Here is a 23,633-nt window from a genome sequence, read left to right as displayed (position 1 = left end):
GGCGCCAACGTCTCGATGAGGAGTTACACGTGAGCCAAGCCCGCCACAGCGGAGAACACAGCAGCGGATCCCCGCGCACAGTCCGCGACGTCGTTTTTGTCGACGGCGTCCGCACACCCTTTGGCCGGGCCGGCGAAAAAGGTATCTATGCCGGAACCCGTGCCGACGACCTGATGGTCAAATGCATCCGCGAACTCCTGCGCCGCAACCCTTCGTTGCCGGCAGAGCGGATCGACGAAGTAGCCGTGGCCGCCACCACCCAGACCGGTGACCAGGGCCTGACCCTGGGACGTACCGCAGCCCTGCTGGCCGGACTCCCCCGCACCGTTCCGGGCTTCGCCATCGACCGCATGTGCGCCGGCGCCATGACAGCCGTGACCACCACAGCCAGCGGCATCGGCTTCGGCGCCTACGACGTTGTGATCGCCGGCGGCGTGGAGCACATGGGCAACCACCCGATGGGCTCTGGGGCCGATCCCAACCCCCGCTTCATGTCAGAGCGACTGGTGGACCCCGCTGCGCTGAACATGGGCAACACGGCGGAGAACCTGCACGACCGCTTTCCCGCCATCACCAAGGAACGCACCGACGCGTACGCCGTCTCCTCGCAGGACAAACTGGCCGCGGCCTACGGCAAGGGTCAGATCCAGCCGGACCTGGTGCCGGTGGCCACCCTCAAGCCGGAACAGGGCTGGACCCTGAACAGCGTGGACGAGCCGCCCCGCCCCGGCACCACGCTGGAGGATCTTGCCGCCCTGCGCACCCCCTTCCGGGCCCATGGCCGCGTCACCGCCGGCAACGCCGCCGGACTGAACGACGGCGCCACCGCTGCCGTCCTGGCGTCCTCGGATGCCGCTGCCGAGCTGGGCCTGCCGGTCAAGATGCGCCTGGTCAGTTATGCCTACGCTGGCGTTGAGCCGGAGGTGATGGGGATCGGTCCCGTGCCCGCCACCGAGAAGGCCCTGAAGAACGCGGGCCTCGGCATTGACGACATCGGCCTGTTCGAAATCAACGAAGCGTTTGCCGTCCAGGTGCTGAGCTTCCTGGACCACTTCGGAATCTCCGACGACGATCCCCGCGTCAACCGATATGGGGGCGCCATTGCCGTGGGCCATCCGCTGGCCTCCTCCGGCGTGCGGCTCATGAACCAGCTGGCCCGGCAGTTCGAAGAGGACCCCTCCGTACGCTATGGCATCACCACCATGTGCATCGGCCTGGGCATGGGAGCCACCGTCATCTGGGAAAACCCGCACCACCCCGGCTACGGCACAGCCACCGGGTCCGGTCCTGAATCAGTTACAGAAGGAGCCGCAGCATGAGCGCCGCAGATTTCACCAAGCTGGCCGAACTCTTCCCCGATGAGACGGTGACGCACTCTTACGTCCAGGACATCGCGCTCCCCGCGGCGCACGGGAAGCCAAGTCCCGGCATTTTCGCCCTGGTCACCCTGGACAACGGCCTGGACCACTCCAAGCCCACCACACTGGGACCCAACACCCTGGTGGAACTGGGTACCGTCCTGGAAGGCCTGCGCGAACGCGCGGCCCGCGGCGAGATCGTGGGTGTCGGCGTTACAGGCAAGCCGTACTACCTCGTCGCCGGAGCGGACCTCTCCGCGGTGAAATCGCTGGACAACCGGGAGCACGGGCTCTGGATGGCCCAGCTCGGCCACGACGTCTACGCCACGCTGGCCAACCTCGGCGTGCCCAGCTTCGCGTTCATCAACGGCGTGGCATTGGGGGGCGGCCTGGAGATCGCCCTGCAGTCCACGTACCGCACCGTGTCCACCGGCGCCGGCGCCCTGGCGCTGCCCGAGGCTTTCATCGGCCTGGTACCGGGCTGGGGCGGGGTCTACATCCTGCCGCGGCTGATCGGACCGGAGAACGCCGTTCAGGTCATGATCGAAAACCCGCTCAGCAACAACCGCACCCTCAACGGGCCCCAGGCCTTCAAGCTGGGCATCGCCGACGCAATGTTCGAGCCTGCGGACTTCCTGGAGCAGTCGCTCGCCTGGGCCGCGGAAGTAATCTCCGGCGACGTGGTCCCGGAGCGCTCCAACGCCGTCGATCCTTCCCTCCCCGGCACGGCTGACCGCTGGACGGCCGCCGTGGCCGCCGGCCGCGCCTTTGTCGAAGGCAAAACGTCCAACGCGTCGCCGGCGCCGGCCAAGGTCCTGGACATCCTCGAGGCCAACCGCACCATGACGCAGGCGGAATCCGCCGCGCTCGAATGTGAAACGCTCGCCGGGCTGATGCAGACCGATGAATTCCGCGCCACCGTCTATGCCTTCCTGGACCTCGTGCAGAAGCGGTCCAAGCGCCCGGCCGGTGCTCCTGACCGAAAGCTCGCCCGGCCGGTGACCAAGGTGGGTGTGGTGGGTGCCGGGCTCATGGCCAGCCAACTGGCCCTCCTGTTCGCCCGCCAGCTCAAGGTGCCGGTCGTCATGACGGACATCGACCAGGCGCGCGTGGACAAGGGCGTGGGCTACGTCCACTCAGAGGTGGACAAGCTCCTCGGCAAGAAACGGATCAGCCAGGATGCCGCCAACCGCACCAAGGCTCTGGTCACGGGCTCGGTGTCAAAGGAGGCCTTCGCGGATGCGGACTTCGTGATCGAGGCCGTCTTTGAGGAGCTGAACGTCAAGAAGCAGGTGTTCGCCGAGGTTGAGGCGATCGTGTCCTCCGACTGCATCCTCGCGACCAACACGTCGTCGCTATCCGTGACGGCCATGGCTGAGGACCTTAAGCAGCCGGAACGGCTTGTGGGCTTCCACTTCTTCAACCCGGTGGCAGTCATGCCGCTGCTGGAGATCGTCCGCGCCCCAAAGACCGACGACGCCGTGCTGGCCACCGCCTTCGAGCTCGCCAAGGGACTGAAGAAGACCGGAGTGCTGGTCAAGGATGCGGCCGCGTTTGTGGTCAACCGGATCCTCCTGCGCCTCATGGGTGAGGTCACGGCAGCCTTCGATGAAGGAACCCCCGCCGAGGTCGCTGACAGCGCACTGCGGCCGATGGGCCTGCCCATGACACCCTTCACGCTCGGCGCCATGGTGGGCCTGCCGGTAGCCCAACACGTCCAGGAATCCTTGCACACCGCGTTCGGCGACCGCTTCAGTGTGTCCGCCAACCTGCAGAAACTGATCGACAACGGCATCACGTCGCTGTGGGTGCCTTCCTCCGGCGGCTCCCAGGAAATCCCGGAATCCACATTGTCGCTCATGTCCTTTGGCACGTCCCCGTCCACCGGCGAGGAAGTGCTGCGGCGCACCCAGGATGCCCTGGCCGAGGAAATCGGGCTGATGCTGGACGAAGGCGTGGTGGCCGGCGCCGAGGACATCGACCTCTGCATGATCCTCGGTGCGGGCTGGCCCATGTTCCTGGGCGGCATCACCCCCTATCTGGACCGGACGGGGGCGTCCGAGCGGGTCAACGGCAAGCGGTTCCTGGCGCCCGGAATCGCTTCCCGCGCCTGACGGCGACTGCGCCGACGGCAGACGCTATTGCCGCGTGCCCGTCGTCGGCGCAGCCGTTGCGCCAGTTGCGGCTCCCCCGGTCGCCGTGCCAGCTGTCCCGGCTCCCCCCGAACCCGTTCCCCCGGTCCCGGAAGCTCCGTTGCGGCGTCCCTGGCCGGGCGTCTGGGCCCCAGCACCACCTCCTGTACTGGCACCGGTGCCGGTGCCCTGGAAATTGGAAAAGTTGGTCCGGGCTCCGCGGGTTCCGGCGTCGATTTGCTTCTGGATGGCCGAGCCGCCAAACAGACCGGCAGCGACCAGCAGGATGCAGGCCATGACCTTTGTGGAGCGGCCCATGACGTACCTGCTTCTGGGGACAAAAGGCTCCTCGTCGGCCGGGGCCGGCAGCGGATCACCGTGGAAGGGTGCCGACTCGTCGCCGAAGGCTGCGCCGACGAGGGGGCTGTCCTCGCCGACGACGGCGCTGCCCGTGCCGCCGTCGTCATCCCGCCCTGTACCGGAAGGCCACTCCTGGAGTCCCTGTGGATCCGCCGCGGGCAATGCCTGGGTGTCGGGCTCTCCGGCGCCGCGACGGCCGCGGGGAGTGTGGGTGCTGCCTGGGAAGAAACTCATATCGGAAGTCCTATTCGTAGCGGAGGGCATCGATCGGCCGCAACTTGGCGGCCTTGTTGGCGGGATAGACACCGAAGACCAGGCCGATGACGGCCGACACAGCCAGCGAGACCCAGACCGTCCAGGGCTGGACCTCGGGCTGGACTCCGAGGACAGGGAAGGCACTGCCAGCGAAGCCGATCACGATTCCGGCGATGCCGCCAATGACTGAAATGATCAGCGACTCGATCAGGAACTGGGCGACGATGCTGCCCCGCGAAGCCCCGATGGCCTTGCGGATTCCGATTTCGCGGGTACGTTCGGTCACCGTGACCAGCATGATGTTCATGACGCCTATCCCGCCCACCAGGAGGCTGATGGCCGCCACAGCGCCGAGCAGGATAGTTAGTGTCTGCGTCGTGTTGGTGGCGGTGGTGAGAATCTGCGCCTGGTTACGGACCTGGTAGTCACGGTTGGTGGCGTCCACCTTGTGGCGGGCGTCCAGGATCATCTGCACTTCATTCTGGGCCTGGTTCATGACGTCGGCCGAGGCAGCCTGCACGGTGATCGAGGCCAGCGTCGGGGAGTAACCGGTGAACTTGTTCTGCGCAACAGTCATCGGGACCACGACGATGTCATCGGGGTCGTTCAGTCCCGAGGATCCCTTGACGCTCAGCACGCCGGCAACGGTGAAGTTCTGGCCGTTCAATTGGATGGTCTGGCCGACGGCGGACCCGGTTGCAGCCCCGAACAGATCGGCGGCGACTGTGTTGCCGATGACCGCGACCGGGTTTGCTGCCTGCTGGTCGGCATCCGTGAAGAGCTTTCCCGAAGCCGCCGTGCTGTCGCTGATGTCAAAATAGGCCGGCGACGTGCCCAGGAAGCTGGCTACCGAGTGTGTCGCGTTGCTGAACGTCGCGGTGACGCCCTGCGCCTGGACGATCGGAGCTGTCCGGGCGATGTCGGGGGCGAGCACCGGGTCCGTCAGCGCATGCTCGTCGTCGAGGGTGAGGTTTGTGCTGCGGGTCCGGTTCGCTCCCGGCTGGGCTCCGGCGCCCGCGCGGCCTCCAAAAGACGTGGAACGGCTCACGGTCAGGACGTTGGTGCCAAGCTTGCCGATTTGGGCCTTGATGTTGTTGCTGGTTCCCGCGCCGACCGCGAGCAGGATGATGACGGCGGCGATTCCGATCAGGATTCCCAGGGTGGTCAGCACGGAGCGCATCTTGTTGGCCGCAACCCCCGAGAGAGCGAAACGGGCGGACTCCAGGACGTTCATGGGGTCACGGCCAGGGTCCGGCCGCCGAGCGGCTGCTGGCGGTCGTCGGAGACGATCAGGCCGTCCTGCATGCGCACGACGCGCCCGGCGCGCTCAGCTACGTCCATCTCATGCGTGATCATGATGATGGTCCGGCCCGAGTCGTGGAGCCGGCCGAAGAGGTCCAGGATCTCCGCTGACGCCCGCGAATCGAGGGCGCCCGTGGGCTCGTCCGCCAGCAGCAGGACGGGATTCGTAACGAGCGCCCGTGCGATGGCCACGCGCTGCTGCTGGCCGCCTGAGAGTTGGGACGGCCGGTGGTCTGCCCTGCTCGACAGACCCACCGCGTCCAGCATCTCCAGGGCGCGGGCGTGCCGCTCCTGCCGGCTCACGCCGGCATAGGCGAGCGGCATCGCCACGTTGTCCGCCGCCTTGGTGCGCGAGATCAGGTTGAAGTTCTGGAAGACGAACCCGATCTTCCTGTTGCGGATCTGTGCCTGCTGGTACTCATCGAGTTCCACGGTGTTGATTCCGTCCAGCAGGTAGCTCCCGGCAGTGGGTGCATCCAGGCAGCCGATGATGTTCATCATCGTCGACTTCCCGGAGCCCGAGGCCCCGATGATTGCCACGAAGTCGCCGCGCTCGATAACGATGTCCACGCCGTCGAGCGCCCGGACTTCCGCCTCGCCCTTGCCGTAGACCTTGCTGACTCCGGACAGTTCGATCACTGCAGCCATGGCCACTAACCGCCGTTCCGGGTGCCGCCGCTACGGTTGCCGCCGCCGAATCCGGCGCCGCCGAAGCCGTTGCCGCTGGTGCTGGCCGTGCCGGTGTCCAGCGTGCCCGAGATCGCCGGTAGCTGGATCTGGTCTCCTTCGGAGAGGCCGGTGAGGATCTGCGTGCGCCCGCTGGCGCTGATGCCGGTGGTGACCTGTTTCGCCGTCGTGGTCCCGTCCTTAACCACATTGACAGTCTGGCGCGTCCCGCTGGTGGTCACCGCCAGGCTCGGAACCACCAGCGCACTGTCGGCTGTGGCCGTGGTGACGGTGATGCTGGCGCTTTGGCCGAGCCGCAGCGCGGCCGGCGGATTGTCAATGGAAACCGTGACCGGGTAGGTGACGACGCCATTGGTGGTGCTGGACGTCTGGGCGATTGACACCACCTTGCCCGTGACAGGCGCCGCCGAGGCGTCCTGGGTCAGCGCTGGAAAGGTGAACTGGGCTGTCTGATCGGGCTTCATGCTGGTGACATCAGATTCCGAAAAACCTGCGACGACCTGCAGGTGCGCCGTGTCGCTGATGGTCACCAAGCCGCCGCCCGACGACGACGACGTAACGGAGGCAGCCGCGGAACCTGAACCCGCGGCGGAGCCGCTGGCACCGGTGGACCCGGCGGACCCTGCACTGGCAGAGCCTGCCGACCCCGCGCCGGAGGAACCGGTCAGGGCACCCACAGTGGCGCTGACCGCAGTGATGGTGCCGGCCACGGGTGAGTTCAGGGTGCAGGCGGCCAGATTGGTCTTGGCCGTTTCGACCGCGAGCTGGGCACTGGTGATATTGGTGCCGCCTGCGGCAGCTCTCGCGTTCTGCGCGTTGCCAAGCGTCGTGGCGGCTGAGGAGACCTGTTGTTTGTCTTTGAGTTGCGTCGACGCCGCCTGGTTCTGCGCCTGGCTCAGGGCCGACTGGTCCTTGGCCAACTGGTTCTGGGCGGAAACGACCGGATCCGCCCAGTTGGCCGGCTTCGGGTTCGGAACGGGCTGCCCCGGCGCGGCAGCCACGGCAGCATTGTCGGCGTCCACGGCCTTCTGGGCGGCCGCGACGGCGGCAGCCTGCTGGGAAGTGTCCAGGCTGGCGGACTGTTGCGCATTCGCCAGGCTCTGGCTGGCAGAAGACACCTGGCCCGCGGCCGAAACCTGCTGCTGATTGGCCTGTGCAGACACCGAGTCAAGCTGTGCCTGGGCCACGTTCAGGGCGTTTTGCGCGTTCGTGGGATCGATTGACAGCAGTTGCTGGCCGGCAGCGACCTGCTGGCCAAGCGCCGCACTGACGGACACGATGGGGCCGGTGCAGTTCTGGGCGTTCACCACCGTCGTCGTTGCCGGGGCAACGTTGCCGGTGGCGGTCGCTACCGAGGCTATGGTTGCCTTGCTCACCGCAACAGTCCGGGCGGCCGCGGCAGGAGTGGCTGAACTGGCGGCCGTGGCGGAAAGGTAGGTGCCTGCCCCGAGCGCCAGAATCACGGCGCCCAGGCCCAGGTTAATAACAAGGGTTTTTGAGGTCATGGCTGGACCGTATTACCCCGAGCTGAGCGCATGCCGGGAATATGGTGGGAGCGCGCCCATTGGTGCCAGGTTTCCGGATATCCGGTGCACCCCGCACCGTTGTGACGTAACAGAAACTACCAATTCCGTGGCCAGTACACCGTCCAAAGTGTTGCAACTGCTTTATTGATGCTTTGGGAATCGACCGAGACCGACGGCGTGGTTGATCGCCGCGGCGACTGCGCCTGGCGCAAGCCCGTCGACGTCGATGACATGGTCAACGGGGGTCGCTTGGGCTTGGTGGTAGCGGTCAACGAAGAACTGGTCGATTTCAGGGCGCACGTCGTCGGACTTGAACCGCTGCCTCCACGATGTCTCTGCAAGGTGAAGTTGAACTGTCGTGATGCGCGTAGCATCGGGGGCGAGCCTTCGCACCACGTCGTGCATTGCCTCGTTCTGGAACACCCAGGTGACGATCAGGATGTCGACCTCCGCAGCCGCGGCGTTGGACATCACCGCCCTTAGATTGGCGTGGAGCATCCCAGTGGTTACGTCATCGACGCGCCAGGGCTGATGGAGCCAGAGCGCGTCTACGTCGACCCACTGAATCAGGAGCGGTCCCTTGGCCGCCGAGCGCAGCAGGTGCCTAGCCGCCGTCGACTTGCCCACTCCGGCCGCACCGCCAACGAGAACCAGCCGCATGCCGTTCACATCCCCCTGCCAGCTTCGACCATGGCCCGACACTACGGCCGGTCCAGATGAATGCTCTTTACAACACGCACAAGATGACGAGAGTTTCGACCCGAATGAAGGACCTCCACCTGGATGGGGCCCGCGGCCAGCTGAATCGCAAAGCCATCCAGAGGTACTCTAAAGCTCCTTGAGCCACGGGTGGTTGGGATAGGCCACTTCCATGGCTGACCGGAGCCATCGCCGGTCGGAGTCGTTAAGCAAGGGTAGACAAGACTGGAAAAGGGGTTCGTCAACCTCTCCGATGAGTGGGCGGAGAGCTCCCCTGTCAGCGGCCCACACATCCAATTGTGACTTGAGGTGCCGTCGAGGAGGGCGATATCGGAGCGCGGGATGCTGGGATCCAGGAGTGACGTCCCCGTCGCCGCAGTCCGGCTATACCTCGCGCAGCCGGCCGGCGTCGATCTGCAGGTTCCGGTACGCGGCGGTCCGGGCATAACCGGCGTCGTGCGTGACCAATACAACGCCCTTCCCCCTCGCCGCCGCCTGTTCGACTGCACGGCCGAGGCGCTCCACACCGTGCCGGTCCAGCCCCACGGAGGGCTCATCCAACGCAATTACTGCCGGATCCCGCGCCAGAACGCTGGCGAGGGCGAGGAGCCGCTGCTGCGAGGCGGGCAGGTCTGCCGGATGGACCGACGCAGCAGCGGACAGTCCTACGTCCTCCAGCGCCGCACGTGCCCGGGCATCGGCACCCTCGGAGCCAAGGAGCTGGCGGAGTCCGAAGCGTACTTCCCGCAATGCCGTCCGTTCGAACAGCTGATCCCGCGGTTGCTGGAACAAGAGTCCAACGGAGGCCGCCACCCCTCCCACCGGCATACTTGCGATACTGTTTCCGCCTACCCGGACGTCCCCGTACGAGGGCCGGAGCAGGCCGTTGAACAAGCGAAGGAGCGTGGACTTACCGGCGCCGTTGGGCCCGGTAATGGCCACGATCTCTCCCGGCCGCAAGCTGAAGTCCAGGTCCCGCAGCACTGCATTTTCCGTAGCGCGGCCAGGGCGCCCTGGTGATGCCGCAGGATAGCCGAATCCCACTCCCTGGAGTTCCAGGATCACGGGCACGTCGCCAAGGTTGAAGGCGGGCCCTGGCGGAGCGGCAGGCAGCGCCGACGCCGCTGGAGCCGAAAGCCGCACGCCCGAGGCGTCCAGTTCCGGTGATCCCATGATGTGAGCCGGAGACCCGGCCGCAGTTGCAATGCCGCCGTCAAGGACTATCCAGTGCCCCGCCTGGAGGGCCAGCCTGTCCACCGAGTGCCCCAGGACGACGACGGCGACGCCCCGGGCGACCAGGCTTCGGATAAGATCGGCCATCTGCGCCGCACCGGCAGCATCGAGCGAGGCCAGCGGCTCATCGAGGACCAGGACGTCCGGCTCGGTGATGACGGCGCAGCCCACGGCCAACCGCCTCAGTTCACCGCCCGAGAGCGTGGCCGGATCCCGGTCCAGCAGTGCCGACAGTCCGATGCCGGCTGCTGCACGCTCCACCGCAACCAGCATGTCCTGCCGTGGAGTTCCCCGGTTTTCCAGGCCAAAAGCCAGTTCCTCTGCCACCGTTGAGCGTACCGTCGACAGCATCGCGGCGGCGTCCTGGGGAACGAAACACACCCGGCGGGACCATTCCGCAGGGTTGATCCGCGGATCTCCGGCGGAACCGCGGAAGTCCAGGCGCGTGCCGAAAAGCTCCAGGCTTCCCCGAAGGGCGCCTGAATGTCCGGCGCGCAACCAGCCGGCCAGCACCTTGCCCAGAGTTGATTTGCCGCTCCCGGATCCGCCCAGGACAGCTGTCAGGCTTCCCGGGGCGATCTCAAGGCCGACGCCGCGCAGTGCAGGTGCTGTCCCGCCATGGAACGTGAACTCATCAATCCCGGCCCGCAGCGCTGCGCGCGTCGCCGCCGTCATGGGGACGCCACTTCCGGCCACGAGGCCAGGAGACGGAGCACGACGGCCATCGCTGCCAAGACCAGCGCCACGGCCCGGAAAATCCGCTGCCGGGGCGGGTCCTCAACGTGCCGGAAGATTGTGTGCGGTCCCGGGGCGCCGAAGCCCCGGGCCTCGAGCGCCTGGGCGCGGATACCGGCGTCGTCAATCAGCCCCAGGACCAGCGGCACCATCTGCAGGCGGAGGGCACCGAGGCGGGACAGCAGCCCGCCCCGAAGCAGCAGACCCCGCGCTTCCTGGGCCTGCCGGATTCGATCCAGGCGGGCGGCGATGGCAGGCACCAGGGTAAGGGTGGAAGCCAGCACGAAGCCGAACTGCGGCGGGACGCTGCGCGCCGCCAGCGCGGACACAAGGTCGGGCACGCTCACGGTGAAAGAGAACAGGAGGAGGACCAGCACACAGGCCGAGGTGCGCGTGGCAAGGTCCAGGGCGAACTCCAGGCCTTCGGCCGTGACCCGCGCCGGCCCCCACTCGGCCAGGACTGTCCGGCCTTCGGGGAAGAAAAGCCCGTGCAGCACCAGCAGCGAAAGGCACAGCGGAGCCATTGTGACTGCCGCCGCAAACAGCACGCGCCCCGCAACCCTCGCGCGCGCCGCCAGGACGGCTGTGGCCACGACTACCGCAACGGACAGCGGCCAGCTCGCTGCCGCCGTCGTGGCAACAGCGGTGCAGGCTGCCGCCGTCAGCGCGGTGAACGGGTGCAGGCGCATGGACAGCGGTGTCAGGAGGCGGGCGCGGCCGGGGCCTTCCCTGCGAGTACCCGGAAACGCCGAACGAAGGGGAACTGGAAAGTGGTCCGGCGCGGCAGCGCGTAAACCAGCATCGCCGCGATAGCGAAAACGATCGCCTTGTCCATGGGGTCGGAGATGAGCGCCTGCTTGGTGATGGCTGCCAGAAGGGTGTCGCCCATGGCGCGGAAGGCACTGACGATCGCACCCGTACCGACGCCGGACGTGCCGCCGAAGACGAAAGCGGCAATCGGGGCGGAGACGACGCCCGCGACGATCCCTGTGATGAAACCGGCCACAGGTGCCAGGTAAAAGCGGCGGAACAGTCCGCTGCGGGCGGCCAGTCCCGCCAGGAAGCCGATCAGGGCTGCGCCGGCGGCGAAGGGCAGGACGGTGGGGTTGAAGAAGGACCAGACAATGCTGCTCAGGGCCCCGGTGGCTGCGCCCGCGGCAGGTCCGGCCAGGACAGCTATCAGGACAGTGCCGATGGCGTCGAAGTAGAACGGCAGTCCGGTGCTGCCCATGACCTGGCCAAGGACCACGTTCAGGACGAGAGCCACCGGGATGAGGACCAAGGTGGAGGTGGGGAGCACCGGCAGCACGGCCACGATCAGGAGCACGGCACCGAGCAGGAAGCCACCCAACGCCACGAGTGCCGAGAAGCTTGCGGGACCATTGGCAATGTCCGCCGGCTGGGTGAGGACAAGGAAGATATAGGTTCCCGCGATCGCGGCGGCGCCCAGAATCTCCAGGATGCGGCGATTCCGTGAGGCAGCCTTGCGAGCTTCGGGCAGTGTCAGGGACGAGGATGACATGGTGTTTCCTTTGAAGGTTCAGGCTCCGCGGCCGGGAAGGTCCGGGACTGTGCATGCAGCTGCGTATGTCACCTCGGCAGCGGGCCGGGCACGCGTTTCCGCTCCCCCGGGACCGGACACCAGTTTACCGGCTGGGAGACGGCCGGACATCCCCTTCAGCCAGCCTGCGGGCAAGGCCGCCAACGGACTTCACGAGCTCATCGAAGGCCGCACGCGGGTTGTTGTCCGAGACGATCCTGGCGTTGTGCGGATGGCCCCACAGGTTCCGGTAGTCAGCGACCGTGGTCCCCGCCAGCAGCGGAGAGTCAGTCTCAACATCCACCGTGGCCAGCCGGGTGGAATATTCGAGGGTGCCGGCCGCAACGCCGGCGGCAAAGTAGTCATGAACGTGGGCGATGTAGCCCTGGTCATAGTGCCGGTGGAATTCGAAGTAGAACCGGAGCGCGTCGGACAGGTGGCGGATCAGCGGGTTATCGGAGCCGCTCCGGAGGCCTTCCGGCTGGTCCGGGAGCACAAGTTCCTCCACGGCACAACCTGCCTCCGCCGCCAGCAGGCGAACGTGCTCCGGCCGCAGCTCTATCCGCTCGGTGGTGTCGAGCGAACAGACGATAGGCAGGCGTTCCGCGGGCAGCCCGCGGTATGCCGCATAGACTTCCTTCGCGGCATGCGGATCAACGTGGGTGTTCCACTCGGCCAGCGGCGTGGTGTTTCCCTGGTGGTAGAAACTGCCACCCATGATGACCACCTTGTCCAGGAGCTCGGGCAACCGGGGTTCTTTCCGGATGGCGAGGGCAAAGTTCGTCAGCGGAGCCGTAATCAGGGCCGTCAGCTCCCCCGGGCTGGCACGCGCGGCTTCCACCCACACGTCCGCGGCATCCCGCCCGGAGACCGCCCCTGACGGAGCGGGCAGCACAGCATGGCCCAGGCCCTGGGGACCGTGGGTTTCGGGAGTGGTCACCAGCGGGATTCCCAACGGAACCTCCGCCCCGACCACCACCTCCACATTCCGCCGCCCGCACAGCTCCAGCATGGCCAGGGTGTTGCGTGCCACCTGGTGGACGTCAACGTTGCCGGCGGACGACGTGACGGCCACGAACTCAATGTCCGGCAGGGATGCCAGATAGGCCAGGGCCAGGGCATCGTCGATCCCTGTGTCCACGTCCAGGAGCAGTCGTGTCATTCGGCCTCCGCTAGAACAGCGCGACTTTGGGAACGCTGGGGAAGATCGAATCCAGCTCGGCCAGCTCTTCCCTCTCCGGCACCCAGGCCACCGCCCCAGCGTTCTGCCGGATCTGTTCAGGCTTCGTGGCACCTGCAATCACGCTGCTGACCGACGGCTGGGCAGCCAGCCAGGAAAATGCCACCTGGATTTCTGTCAGGTTGCGCTCGGCCGCGAAGGCGCCAAACTTTTCGAGTTGCTCCCAGTCGGCATCATGAACCAGGTTGGTCCTGGTGTGGCTGAGCCTTGACCCCGCCGGGGCCAGATCACGCGAGTACTTTCCGGTGAGGAGTCCGTTGGCGAGCGGAAAGTAGGGCAGCAGGCCAATGCCGTAGGCCTCGGCGGCCGGGATGACCTCCAGCTCGGCGCGCCGGTCCAGGAGGTTGTAGTGGTTCTGGGCGGAGATAAATCGCGTCAGTCCTGACGCCCGCGCCACGAATTCGGCCTCGGCGATTTGCCAGCCGGCACGGTTCGAGTGCCCGATGTAGCGGACCTTCCCGCTGGTCACCAGATCGTCCAGCGCGGACAGTGTCTCATCGATCGGCGTCAGCGGGTCAGGGGTGTGGAACTGGTAGAGGTCAATCCAGTCCGTTCCCAACCGGCGCAGTGAAGCTTCCGCGGCTCGGATGATGTAGCGGCGGGAGCCCCTGGCTCCGAAGTCAGGGCCGTTGGCCCCGCGCATGTCCATCCCGAACTTGGTGGCCACCACGGCGTCGTTACGCCTGGCGGCGAGGGCCTTGCCGAGCATTGTCTCACTGAGTCCGGGCTCGCGTCCGTACGTGTCCGCGACGTCGAAAAGGGTCACCCCTGCGTCCAGGGCGGCGTGCACGACGGCGTCAGTGCCCTCCTGCGTTTCGGTCGCCGTCTTGGCGCGGCCGAGGTTGTTGCAGCCCAGCCCCACCACGGAAACTGTCAGTCCGGAGCTTCCCACTCGTCGATATTCAGTCATGGCACCACCCTAGAGGCTGAAGCTGTGGGCAGGCTTGGCGGAGTGCTTGAGTTTGAAGTTGCCGGGTTCGCTGTAGGGCGCAGCACCGATGCTGAGTTTGGTGAAGTCCAGGTCCTCCCCACGGCTGCAGACTTTGATCGCGCTGACTGCTTTGTTGACGTCGGGGCAGAGGCAGACGATGTTCAGCTTGTAGTCGCTGAACTCAGTGCGCTCCACGGTACCCAGCCCGCGCCACGCCAGGTGGCTGATGATGGCGTCCTTCGCCTTCTCCTCCAGGTAGCGGTCCCGGTCGGTGCCGTCCTTGGTTTTAAGCGCGAACTGGGCCACCACCCAGTACTGCTCTTCGTCGGGAATCTCTGCGTACCCGTCCTCCGCACACTGCGCCGAGAAAGCGTCCATGAGCCCTTCGACTGCCTCGGCATCGGCGACATCCGTCTCTTCGGTCTTGCTTTGGTGCCCCACCACGCCGTAATTCATCACGAACTGGCTGTAGTCCTCGTCGAACCAGCCCTCGCGAAAGTGCAGCACTCCCTCGTCGTCGCGTTTGTAGACCCTGATAATTCCGCTCATGCGCGTCCCTTCGTGAACCACTCGACGTCGGTACCGTCGAAGGGTGCCTGCTGTGCCTTAACGGCCTGAAAAAGCTGGTCGGTGGCCGCCTGGAGGGATTCCACCAGATGGGCCGGGTATTTCATGGCGAGGCGATGTTCGGCAAACTCGTCTTCGTCGTCGATGTAAACCCCGCGGTCAGACGTACGGACCACGTCCAGGTCCATGTCGATCACATGGAACTCGGTGACCCCGGGCCGGATGTTGCTCCACTCATGGGCAACGGCAAGGTCCACGTATACCCGTACGCCGTTCGGGTGGGCATCATCGTAGAAGGTGGCCACCCATTCACCCGAACGCGGAATGAGGAGCACGGCATCGGACTCCGCGTAGAAAGCAGCTCCCGGGCGCGAGCAGAACTCGTTTGTCCCCTGGAAGATCCACCACCCGAACTGGTCCTCACCCAGGTAGCGTCCGGGTACCACCCAGTGGGCTTTTCCGTTCCATTTCCTGTTCCGTGCCACCACTAGCTGCCCGGGTTCAAGGCCTGAAGGGACGCGGGTTGTGCTTTGATGCTGTTCGGTCACCCCGTCCCCCCAGGCGCCCGGATACTTCAGCCTGTCCTCTTCCCTCACAGGATCGGCAGACTGCCGGTGGTGGGATGCTGCTGCCCAGGCAGGGGACGCGCAAAGGGGACCTTCGTCCCCAGAACCTGGGCCACGACGTCGTGCGTTATCTGCTGGGCCGTAAGTCCCACGCGTTCCAGCACCTGGCTACGGGTCCCATGGTCGAGGAACTCGGCAGGCAGTCCTACCTCGTTCAGGGCAGTGTCCACCCCCGCGCCACGCATTTCCTGCCGGATCCGGGAACCCACGCCGCCCGCGCGCACGCCGTCCTCGATGCAGATCACCAGCCGGTGATGGGACGCCAGGGCAATGATTGAGCGGCGTACGGGGAGAACCCAGCGTGGATCCACCACGGTGCTGCTGATGCCCTGGGCACCCAGCCTGTTGGCGACGTCCAGGGCGAGTTCGGACATGGCGCCTACGCTGACGATCAGCACATCGTTCTCGGTGGAACCGGAAGGCCGGCGGGCCAGCACATCCACGCCGTCGCTCAATTGTTCGATGGCTTCCACTTCAGCACCCACGGTCCCCTTGGAATACCGCACCACGCTCGGGGCGTCGCTGATCGCCACGGCCTCCCGGAGTTCTTCACGCAGCCGTGTCGCGTCACGGGGTGCCGCTAGGTGGAGCCCCGGAACGATCTGGACCATGGACATGTCCCACATGCCGTGGTGGCTTGCGCCGTCCGGGCCAGTGACGCCGGCCCGGTCCAGGACGATTGTGACACCGGCTTTGTGCAGCGCGACATCCATCAGGAGCTGGTCGAAGGCGCGGTTCAGGAAGGTGGCGTACACCGCAACCACCGGGTGGAGGCCACCGAAGGCCATACCGGCGGCCGAAGTAAGGGCGTGCTGCTCTGCGATGCCGACGTCGATGACGCGGTCCGGGTGCCTCGCAGCGAACTTATGCAGCCCCACGGGAATCAGCATCGCACCGGTGATACCGACGATGTCGTCGCGTTCATCGGCGATCGCGGCAATCTCGTCGGCGAAAACCGAGGTCCAGGACTGGGCGCCGGCGGAACCCGTCGGTTCGCCGGTCTCTGGATCGATGATGCCGACGGCGTGGAACTGGTCCGCTTCATGGGCCCGCGCCGGTGCGTACCCGTGGCCCTTTTCGGTCATGGCGTGCACGATAACCGGGCCTGCGTAGTGCCTGGCAGTGGACAGTGCAAGCTCCATGGCCTGGAGGTTGTGGCCATCCACCGGGCCGATGTACTTCATGCCGAGGTCTTCGAACATTCCCTGGGGGGCCCACCAGTCCTTGATGCCCTTCTTCATGGCATGCAGGCTCTTGTAGGTGAACTGTCCGAGCGGGCCGCTCTTCTGGAGCTTCCGCCTCCACCAGTCCAGGGTGCCCTCATACGCGGGCGCAGCACGGAAGGAATCGATGGTGGGCCGGAGGGAGGCCAGGTAGTCCGCGAAACCGCCAACCGTTGGCGCGTATGACCGCCCATTGTCGTTCACGACGATCACCACGCGCCGCCGCTTGTCAGCAGCGATGTTGTTGATGGCCTCCCAGGCCATTCCGCCCGTCAGAGCACCGTCCCCCACCACTGCGACAACATAGCGGTCGCCCTCGCCGGTGAGCTGCCTCGCCCTGGAGATGCCATCTGCCCAGGACAGAGACGAAGATGCATGGGAGCTTTCCACGATGTCGTGTTCGGACTCGGCGCGGGACGGGTAGCCGGACATTCCGCCCTGCTGGCGCAATGTACTGAAGTCCTGCCGGCCGGTCAGGAGCTTGTGGACGTAGGACTGGTGCCCGGTGTCGAAAACGATGCTGTCCCGGGGTGAGTCAAAAATGCGGTGCACGGCAAGCGTCATTTCCACGACGCCGAGGTTGGGGCCGAGGTGTCCACCCGTCTGCGAGACGTTGGCGATCAGGAAACTCCTGATCTCACCAGCCAGTTGCTCCAACTGGCTTTGTGACAACTCGTTCAGGTCCTGCGGATTCCGGATGGTGTCCAAGATTCCCAATGACCCCTCCTTCGGGTGGTAGACGTGCCTTTTAACTCTAACGCCTTGACTGAAATGCATAGCCGAAGCCCCGGCTGGTCGGTGACCGGCCGGGGCTTCGGAGGGTGGTGCTTCGGTTCAGAACCCGCTAGTTCACGGAGATCTGGCGGAGCACGTACTGCAGGATGCCGCCGTTGCGGTAGTAGTCCGCCTCGCCTGGGGTATCGATGCGGAGCACGGCGTCAAACGACGTGACAGAGCCGTCCTCAGCGGTGGCGGTGACCTTGAGTGTCTTCGGCGTGGTGCCTTCGTTCAGGGCGGTCACACCTTCGACCGCGAAGACCTCGGTGCCCGTGAGGCCCAGGGTTGCTGCGGATTCTCCGGCCGGGTACTGCAGGGGAAGGACGCCCATGCCGATCAGGTTGGAGCGGTGGATGCGCTCGTAGCTTTCGGCAATGACCGCCTTCACGCCCAGGAGCGCGGTGCCCTTGGCTGCCCAGTCGCGTGATGAGCCGGATCCGTATTCCTTGCCAGCCAGGACCACCAGCGGAGTGCCGGCTGCCTGGTAGTTCTGGGCGGCGTCGTAGACGTAGGCCTGCGGGCCGTCAGCCTGGCTGAAGTCGCGGGTGAAGCCACCCTCCACGCCGTCCAGGAGCTGGTTCTTGATGCGGATATTGGCGAACGTGCCACGGATCATGACCTCGTGGTTTCCGCGCCGGGAGCCGTAGGAGTTGAAGTCCTTGCGCTCTACTCCGTTGGCCAGGAGGTACTGGCCAGCGGGGGTGTCGGACTTGAAGGAACCAGCCGGGGAGATGTGGTCCGTGGTGACCGAATCGCCGAGCTTAAGCAGCACGCGGGCGCCGGTGATGTCGGTAACGGCCTCCGGCTGCGCCTTCATGCCCTCGAAGTACGGGGGCTTCCGCACGTACGTGGAGTTCGGATCCCAGGCGAAGGTGTCGCCGGCCGGCGTGTCGAGCGCTTTCCAGCGGTCGTCGCCGTCGAAGACGCCCTCGTAGCCGCGGGCGAACATTTCCTTGTCGATCGAGGAGTCGATGACCTGCTGGACCTCGACCGGGTTCGGCCAGATGTCCTTCAGGAAGACGTCGTTTCCGGCTTCGTCCTGGCCGAGGGAGTCGGTCTCGAAGTCGAAGTCCATGGATCCGGCCAGAGCGTAGGCGATGACCAGCGGCGGGGAGGCCAGGTAGTTCATCTTGACGTCCGGGTTGATACGGCCTTCGAAGTTGCGGTTACCGGACAGCACGGCGGCGACAGAAAGATCGTTGGCCTGGATGGCCTCGGAGATTTCGGCGTCGAGCGGGCCGGAGTTGCCGATGCAGGTGGCGCAGCCGTAGCCGACAATGTAGAAGCCAAGCTTCTCCAGGTACGGGGTCAGGCCGGACTTCTCGTAATAGTCAGTGACAACCTTGGAACCGGGGGCCACAGAGGTCTTGACCCACGGCTTGGACGTCAGGCCCTTGTCGACGGCGTTGCGGGCGAGCAGCGCGGCCGCCAGCATGACCGAGGGGTTGGAGGTGTTGGTGCAGGACGTGATGGAGGCGATGGCGACTGCCCCGTGGTCCAGTTCAAACTCCCGCCCGTCTTCAGTCTTCACGCCAACGGCATTGGAGACCCGGCCGGCAGCCCCGTGTGCTGCGGAGTAGATGGGCGGCACGCGGTCCGTGTCCGTGACGTGGGTGTCAGGCTGCGTGAACGACGGCGGATCCGAGGCCGGGAAGCTCTCTTCCAGGGACTCGTCCAAGGTGCCGGCGTCGGCGTTGTGGGAAACGTAGTTGAGCAGGTCGTGGCGGAACTCGTCCTTGGCCTCGGTGAGCACGATGCGGTCCTGGGGACGCTTCGGGCCGGAAATGGAGGGAACCACGGTGGACAGGTCCAGCTCAAGATACTCGGAGAACTTGATCTCGTGGGAAGGATCGTGCCAGAGGCCTTGTTCCTTGGCGTAAGCCTCCACGAGGGCGACGTTCTCGTCGGAGCGGCCGGTGAGGCGCAGGTACTCCAGGGTGACGTCATCGATCGGGAACATGGCGGCAGTGGAACCGAACTCGGGGCTCATGTTGCCGATAGTCGCGCGGTTGGCCAGCGGCACAGCCGCGACGCCTTCGCCATAGAACTCCACGAACTTGCCCACAACGCCGTGCTTGCGCAGCTGTTCGGTGATGGTCAGCACGACGTCCGTGGCGGTTGCACCGGCCGGGATGGAGCCCGTCAGCTTGAAACCCACAACACGCGGAATCAGCATGGAGACGGGCTGGCCGAGCATGGCCGCCTCGGCTTCGATGCCGCCAACGCCCCAACCAAGCACGCCCAGGCCGTTGACCATGGTGGTGTGCGAGTCGGTACCGACGCAGGTGTCGGGGTAGGCACGAACGACGCCGTCAACCTCACGGGTCATGACGGTCCGCGCCAGGTACTCGATGTTGACCTGGTGCACGATGCCGGTTCCCGGCGGCACCACCTTGAAGTCGTCGAATGCGGTCTGGCCCCAACGCAGGAACTGGTACCGCTCACCGTTGCGCTGGTACTCGATCTCCATGTTGCGCTCCAGTGCGCCGGAGTTGCCGAAGGCGTCGATCTGCACCGAGTGGTCGATCACCATTTCCGCCGGTGCCAGCGGGTTGACCCGCTTGGGGTCTCCGCCGAGCTCCTTGACGGCCTCGCGCATCGTGGCCAGGTCCACCACGCAGGGCACGCCAGTGAAGTCCTGCATGATCACGCGCGCCGGCGTGAACTGGATTTCAGTGTCGGGCTGGGCGCTGGGGTCCCAGCCGGCCAGGGCGCGGACGTGGTCGGCCGTAATATTCGCGCCGTCCTCGGTCCTCAACAGGTTTTCAAGCAATACCTTGAGGCTGAACGGAAGGTTTTCTGCACCTTCAACGGAGTTCAACCGGAAAATTTCGTATTCGGTTCCGGCTACATTAAGTTTGCCTTTTGAACCGAAGCTGTCCACAGTGCTCATCGCAGGACTCCTCTCGCAACAGTTTTCATCTTTGTCGCGCGGTAGACCGCTTGCTAGTTAGGAAGTCCTAATTAGTGCAGACCCGGAAGAATTGCAGGTGGCCGCCGTGAATACGGAGCGCGACGTGGGACTACTACCGCCATACTAGTGCAAATAGTTGTGGCTTCACCGGCGCGGCATCAGCAATGCCACCGCCTCCAGGTGGTGGGTGTGCGGATAGAGATCGAATGCCCGCAGGCCGGCCAGGGACCAGCCTCCCTGCTGGAAGTAACCCACGTCACGGGCGAATGACGCCGGATCGCACGACACATAAGCAATGGCCCGGGGACCCGCGGCGATCAACTGGTCCACCACCGCCTTTCCCGCACCTGCCCGGGGCGGGTCAAGCACCAGTGCGTCAAAATTCCGCGGTTTCTGGCGCAGCACACGCTCAACCCGCCCCTGGACGATCTCCACTTGCGGTGCCCCGTGCAGGTTCTTGCGCGCGTCCCGGCTGGTTCCCGGCGCACCTTCCACGGACAGGACCGAGCCGGTCTCCCCCACCGCATCCGCCAGCGGCGCGGTGAACAGGCCAGCGCCGGCGTAGAGGTCAGCCACCACCGAGCCAGGCTCGAGGAAGCCGCCATCATGGAGGAATTCTGTGACGGCCCCCACAAGAGCTCCGGGCGCGTCGCGGTGGATCTGCCAGAAACCGGCGCCTGTAATCCGGTAGTCATGTCCTGCGGCGGACTCCTGGACCCAGGTCCGGCCACGCAGCTGCCTGGCCTCGTCCTTGAGCGGGTCGAAGGTGGCCACGGAGACGTCATCCGGGAGCTGGTCGACGATCGCGCTGAGTCGCTTTGCCTTCGTGCCGGGGGCAGGGGCCAGGAGGACGAGGGGACGTGAGCCGTTGGCCGGTGCCGCTACCTCCACGCGCTCAATGCCCTGCAGGTCGATGTCCCAGAGGCGCAGGCGGTTGATCCCGTCCACTGCGAGCGGCATTTCCCGGACGGGGATGATGTGGTCGGAGCGGTGGGCGTGCATGCCCAGCTTGCCGCCTGTGGTGACCGAGAAGCTGGCGCGGGTCCGCCACCCCAGGCCACTGCCGGCGTCGTGCTGTTGACCTGTGTCCTGCCGCCCGCCGCCCACTGCCTCCACGAGACCGTTCTCCGATGGGTTCTCCGGTTCGGGGAAGAGTTCGACGGCGGCGAGCCGCTTGAGCTGTTCTGCCAGCACTGCGGATTTAAGGGCACGCTGGCGGGCCAGGGTGATGTGGCCGAATTCAGCGCCGCCCACCGGCGGGTGGCCGTGCGCCCACGCGCGCCGGGAGTCGGCGAGGTGCCAGAAGTGATCAACACGGTCGGGCGAGGCGTCCAGCACCTCCACGACGTCGGCGCGCCAAAACTTGGCGGACTCCCCCGCCTCCGTCAGCCTGGCACGGACTTTCTCGCCCGGGATGCCGTGCCGAACAAAGATCACCCTGCCTTCGTGGCGGGCCACGCAGTGTCCGCCATGGGCCACCGGACCGACGTCGAGCACCAGTTCCGTCACAGCCTCGGCGGCCGGGCTGGGGGCGGCCTGTGTCTTAGGGTTCATCGGATATCCTGCAGGTTCTTGGCTTCTTCGGACGATTTGAGCTGCCACGGGACGCTGGCCACCATCACGCCAGGTTCGAAGTGCAACCTGGTTTTGATGCGCAGGGCCGTCTGGTTGTGGACCAGCTGTTCCCACCATTTGCCCACCACGTACTCGGGGATGTAGACCACGATGAGGTCGCGGGGGGAATCGCGCCGCATGTTCTTCACGTATTCCATGATGGGCGTGATGGTCTCCCGGTAGGGGCTCGCGAGGACTGTGAGCGGGACGGGGATCTCGAGCTTCTCCCAGTCCGCCACCGTATGCGCGGTCTCCTCGGCGTTGATGTCCACCGTGATGGCGTCCAGGCGTGAAGGCCTTGAGGCGCGGGCGTATGCCAGCGCCCGGAGGACAGGCTTGCGGACGTGGGAGACCAGGAGGACAGCGTGCACCCGGGAAGGAAGGGCGCGCGGCGAGGAGTCCTCGTCCACCGCCAGCTCCTTGGCCACGTTGTCGTAGTGTGCCCGGATGCTCCACATGATCAAGAACAGCAGGAACATGGCCAGCAGCGCGATCCAGGCCCCCTGCTCGAACTTGGTGATCAGGACGATGACCAGCACCAGCCCAGTCATGCCGAACCCGATGCTGTTGATGGTGCGGGACTTTGCCATCCGGAGCCGCACCGACTTGTCCTTGGCCAGCTTGAGCTGCCTGCCCCAGTGCCTGATCATGCCCAGCTGGCTCATGGTAAAGGAAATGAAGACGCCCACGATGTAGAGCTGGATCAGCTTGGTGACATCGGCATTGAAGGCGATGATCAGCACCAGGGCACCCGCGGCGAGGGCCAGCACGCCGTTGCTGTACGCCAGCCGGTCCCCCCTCGTGCGCAACTGGCGGGGAAGGTAGCCATCCTGCGCCAGGATGGAACCGAGCACAGGGAACCCGTTGAAGGCAGTGTTGGACGCAAAAACCAGGATCACTCCCGTGGCCGCAACCACGATGTAGAACGGGATCGAACCCGGGCCGAAGATGGTCTGCGCAATCTGGCTGATGGCCGGATTCTGGATGTAGTCCTCCGGAAGCGGCTTGCCATCCAGGAGGAACTCCCGGGCCGGATCCAGCACAATGTGGACCTTGGTGGCGTTGGCCAGGTAAATGATGCCGGCCAGCATCGCGGCGCCGATAACGCCCAGGAGCAGCAGCGTCGTGGCGGCATTCTTGCTCTTCGGCACCTTGAAGTTTGGCACTCCGTTGCTGATCGCCTCGACGCCGGTCAGGGCAGCGGCGCCCGAAGAAAACGCCCGCAGCAGGAGGAACGCGCCCGCCAGTCCCACGAGCCCCTGGTCGAAGCCGGGGGCCGGAACGATCGTGAACGCCGCTGACGGGGCTTCCCCAAGCTGCCCTGTTGCCGCCTGGAAGACACCCACAGCCGTCATGCCCAGGATCGAGGCCATGAAAATATAGGTGGGAACCGCGAAAACATTGCCGGCTTCCTTGATGCCACGAAGGTTGACCAGGGCAAGGATCACGACGCCGATGGTGGCGATGGCGGCCTGCTGGCCATGCAGGGAAGGCACGGCAGTGGTCAGGTAGGCCGCGGCCGAGGACATTGACACCGCCACCGTCAGGACGTAGTCCACCAGGAGCGCCGCAGCGACCGTCAGTCCGGCGTACTTGCCGAGGTTCTCGTTGGCGATCTCGTAGTCGCCCCCGCCGGAAGGGTAGGCGTGCACGTTCTGCCGGTAGGACGCCACCACGGTCAGCAGCACCACCATCACGGCGAGTCCCACCCACGGCGAGAGCGCCACGGCACTCACCCCGGCAAGCGCCAGCGTCAGCAGGATTTCGTCCGGTGCGTAGGCCACGGAGGACAGCGCGTCCGAGGCGAAAACGGGCAGCGCTATGCGCTTCGGAAGCAGCGTATGGGCGAGCCGGTCGTTCCTGAAGGGCCTGCCCACCAGCACCCGCTTCACGGCGTTCAGTATTGTCAACACC

Annotated in this window: 18 protein-coding genes; 2 read left to right on the top strand and 16 right to left on the bottom strand. The window is 65.8% G+C overall.

The features are described from left to right. Positions 1-29 precede the first annotated feature (29 nt). Together J7E83_RS10215 and J7E83_RS10210 are read left to right on the top strand one after the other, a co-directional pair. Positions 30-1,319: a thiolase family protein gene (locus tag J7E83_RS10215; RefSeq protein WP_214961703.1), complete on the top strand. Its 1,290-nt coding sequence runs from the start codon at positions 30-32 to the stop codon at positions 1,317-1,319. Next, positions 1,316-3,472: a 3-hydroxyacyl-CoA dehydrogenase NAD-binding domain-containing protein gene (locus J7E83_RS10210; protein ID WP_214961701.1), complete on the top strand. Its 2,157-nt coding sequence runs from the start codon at positions 1,316-1,318 to the stop codon at positions 3,470-3,472. The genes J7E83_RS10215 and J7E83_RS10210 overlap by 4 nt, the downstream gene beginning before the upstream one ends. Before the next feature lie 24 nt (positions 3,473-3,496). Here J7E83_RS10210 and J7E83_RS10205 read toward each other — a convergent pair whose 3' ends face one another. The 16 genes from J7E83_RS10205 to J7E83_RS10130 all read right to left on the bottom strand — a co-directional run bounded on the left by J7E83_RS10205 (position 3,497) and on the right by J7E83_RS10130 (position 23,632). Further along, positions 3,497-4,084 carry a hypothetical protein gene (locus J7E83_RS10205; protein WP_214961699.1) on the bottom strand — a complete coding sequence of 196 codons (588 nt, stop codon included), beginning with the start codon at positions 4,082-4,084 and terminating at the stop codon, positions 3,497-3,499. Between the two features lie 10 nt (positions 4,085-4,094). Next, complete coding sequence (locus J7E83_RS10200) at positions 4,095-5,339, bottom strand: ABC transporter permease (protein ID WP_214961697.1); 1,245 nt, start codon at positions 5,337-5,339, stop codon at positions 4,095-4,097. Further along, positions 5,336-6,055: an ABC transporter ATP-binding protein gene (locus tag J7E83_RS10195; protein WP_251043719.1), complete on the bottom strand. Its 720-nt coding sequence runs from the start codon at positions 6,053-6,055 to the stop codon at positions 5,336-5,338. Before J7E83_RS10195 ends, J7E83_RS10200 begins: the two co-directional genes overlap by 4 nt. Before the next feature lie 5 nt (positions 6,056-6,060). Further along, positions 6,061-7,599, bottom strand: a complete 1,539-nt coding sequence (locus tag J7E83_RS21410) for an efflux RND transporter periplasmic adaptor subunit (RefSeq protein ID WP_214961695.1) — start codon at positions 7,597-7,599, stop codon at positions 6,061-6,063. Between the two features lie 162 nt (positions 7,600-7,761). Next, entirely contained in the window at positions 7,762-8,280 is a 519-nt protein-coding gene (locus J7E83_RS10185) for an AAA family ATPase (protein ID WP_214961693.1), read from the bottom strand. A gap of 423 nt (positions 8,281-8,703) precedes the next feature. Next, complete coding sequence (locus J7E83_RS10180; RefSeq protein WP_214961691.1) at positions 8,704-10,227, bottom strand: ABC transporter ATP-binding protein; 1,524 nt, start codon at positions 10,225-10,227, stop codon at positions 8,704-8,706. Then, positions 10,224-10,976 (bottom strand): energy-coupling factor transporter transmembrane protein EcfT, encoded by a 753-nt coding sequence (locus tag J7E83_RS10175; protein WP_214961689.1) that lies wholly within the window; start codon positions 10,974-10,976, stop codon positions 10,224-10,226. The genes J7E83_RS10180 and J7E83_RS10175 overlap by 4 nt, the downstream gene beginning before the upstream one ends. A gap of 11 nt (positions 10,977-10,987) precedes the next feature. Next, the gene (locus J7E83_RS10170) at positions 10,988-11,809 is read right to left on the bottom strand and encodes an ECF transporter S component (RefSeq protein ID WP_214961687.1); all 822 of its coding nucleotides are present in this window, start codon (positions 11,807-11,809) and stop codon (positions 10,988-10,990) included. Between the two features lie 124 nt (positions 11,810-11,933). Continuing rightward, positions 11,934-12,989, bottom strand: coding sequence for a nucleoside hydrolase (locus J7E83_RS10165; protein WP_214961685.1), 1,056 nt, complete (start codon positions 12,987-12,989; stop codon positions 11,934-11,936). A gap of 10 nt (positions 12,990-12,999) precedes the next feature. Further along, positions 13,000-13,977 carry an aldo/keto reductase gene (locus J7E83_RS10160; RefSeq protein WP_214961683.1) on the bottom strand — a complete coding sequence of 326 codons (978 nt, stop codon included), beginning with the start codon at positions 13,975-13,977 and terminating at the stop codon, positions 13,000-13,002. 9 nt (positions 13,978-13,986) lie between these two features. After that, the gene (locus J7E83_RS10155; RefSeq protein ID WP_214961681.1) at positions 13,987-14,547 is read right to left on the bottom strand and encodes a hypothetical protein; all 561 of its coding nucleotides are present in this window, start codon (positions 14,545-14,547) and stop codon (positions 13,987-13,989) included. After that, positions 14,544-15,113: a DUF402 domain-containing protein gene (locus J7E83_RS10150; RefSeq protein ID WP_311379633.1), complete on the bottom strand. Its 570-nt coding sequence runs from the start codon at positions 15,111-15,113 to the stop codon at positions 14,544-14,546. Before J7E83_RS10150 ends, J7E83_RS10155 begins: the two co-directional genes overlap by 4 nt. A gap of 44 nt (positions 15,114-15,157) precedes the next feature. Continuing rightward, complete coding sequence (gene dxs, locus J7E83_RS10145) at positions 15,158-17,131, bottom strand: 1-deoxy-D-xylulose-5-phosphate synthase (RefSeq protein WP_214961678.1); 1,974 nt, start codon at positions 17,129-17,131, stop codon at positions 15,158-15,160. Positions 17,132-17,258: 127 nt separating this feature from the next. Continuing rightward, complete coding sequence (locus J7E83_RS10140; protein WP_214961676.1) at positions 17,259-20,084, bottom strand: aconitate hydratase; 2,826 nt, start codon at positions 20,082-20,084, stop codon at positions 17,259-17,261. Between the two features lie 165 nt (positions 20,085-20,249). After that, positions 20,250-21,659, bottom strand: coding sequence for a class I SAM-dependent RNA methyltransferase (locus tag J7E83_RS10135; RefSeq protein WP_214961674.1), 1,410 nt, complete (start codon positions 21,657-21,659; stop codon positions 20,250-20,252). Then, the gene (locus J7E83_RS10130) at positions 21,656-23,632 is read right to left on the bottom strand and encodes an APC family permease (RefSeq protein ID WP_214961672.1); all 1,977 of its coding nucleotides are present in this window, start codon (positions 23,630-23,632) and stop codon (positions 21,656-21,658) included. Before J7E83_RS10130 ends, J7E83_RS10135 begins: the two co-directional genes overlap by 4 nt. Between the last annotated feature and the right edge of the window lies 1 nt (position 23,633).

Source organism: Arthrobacter sp. ISL-48 (genome assembly GCF_018613805.1).
Classification (GTDB): domain Bacteria; phylum Actinomycetota; class Actinomycetes; order Actinomycetales; family Micrococcaceae; genus Arthrobacter.
Note: the sequence above shows the minus strand (reverse complement) of the source record. Positions and strands in the feature narration are given on the sequence as shown.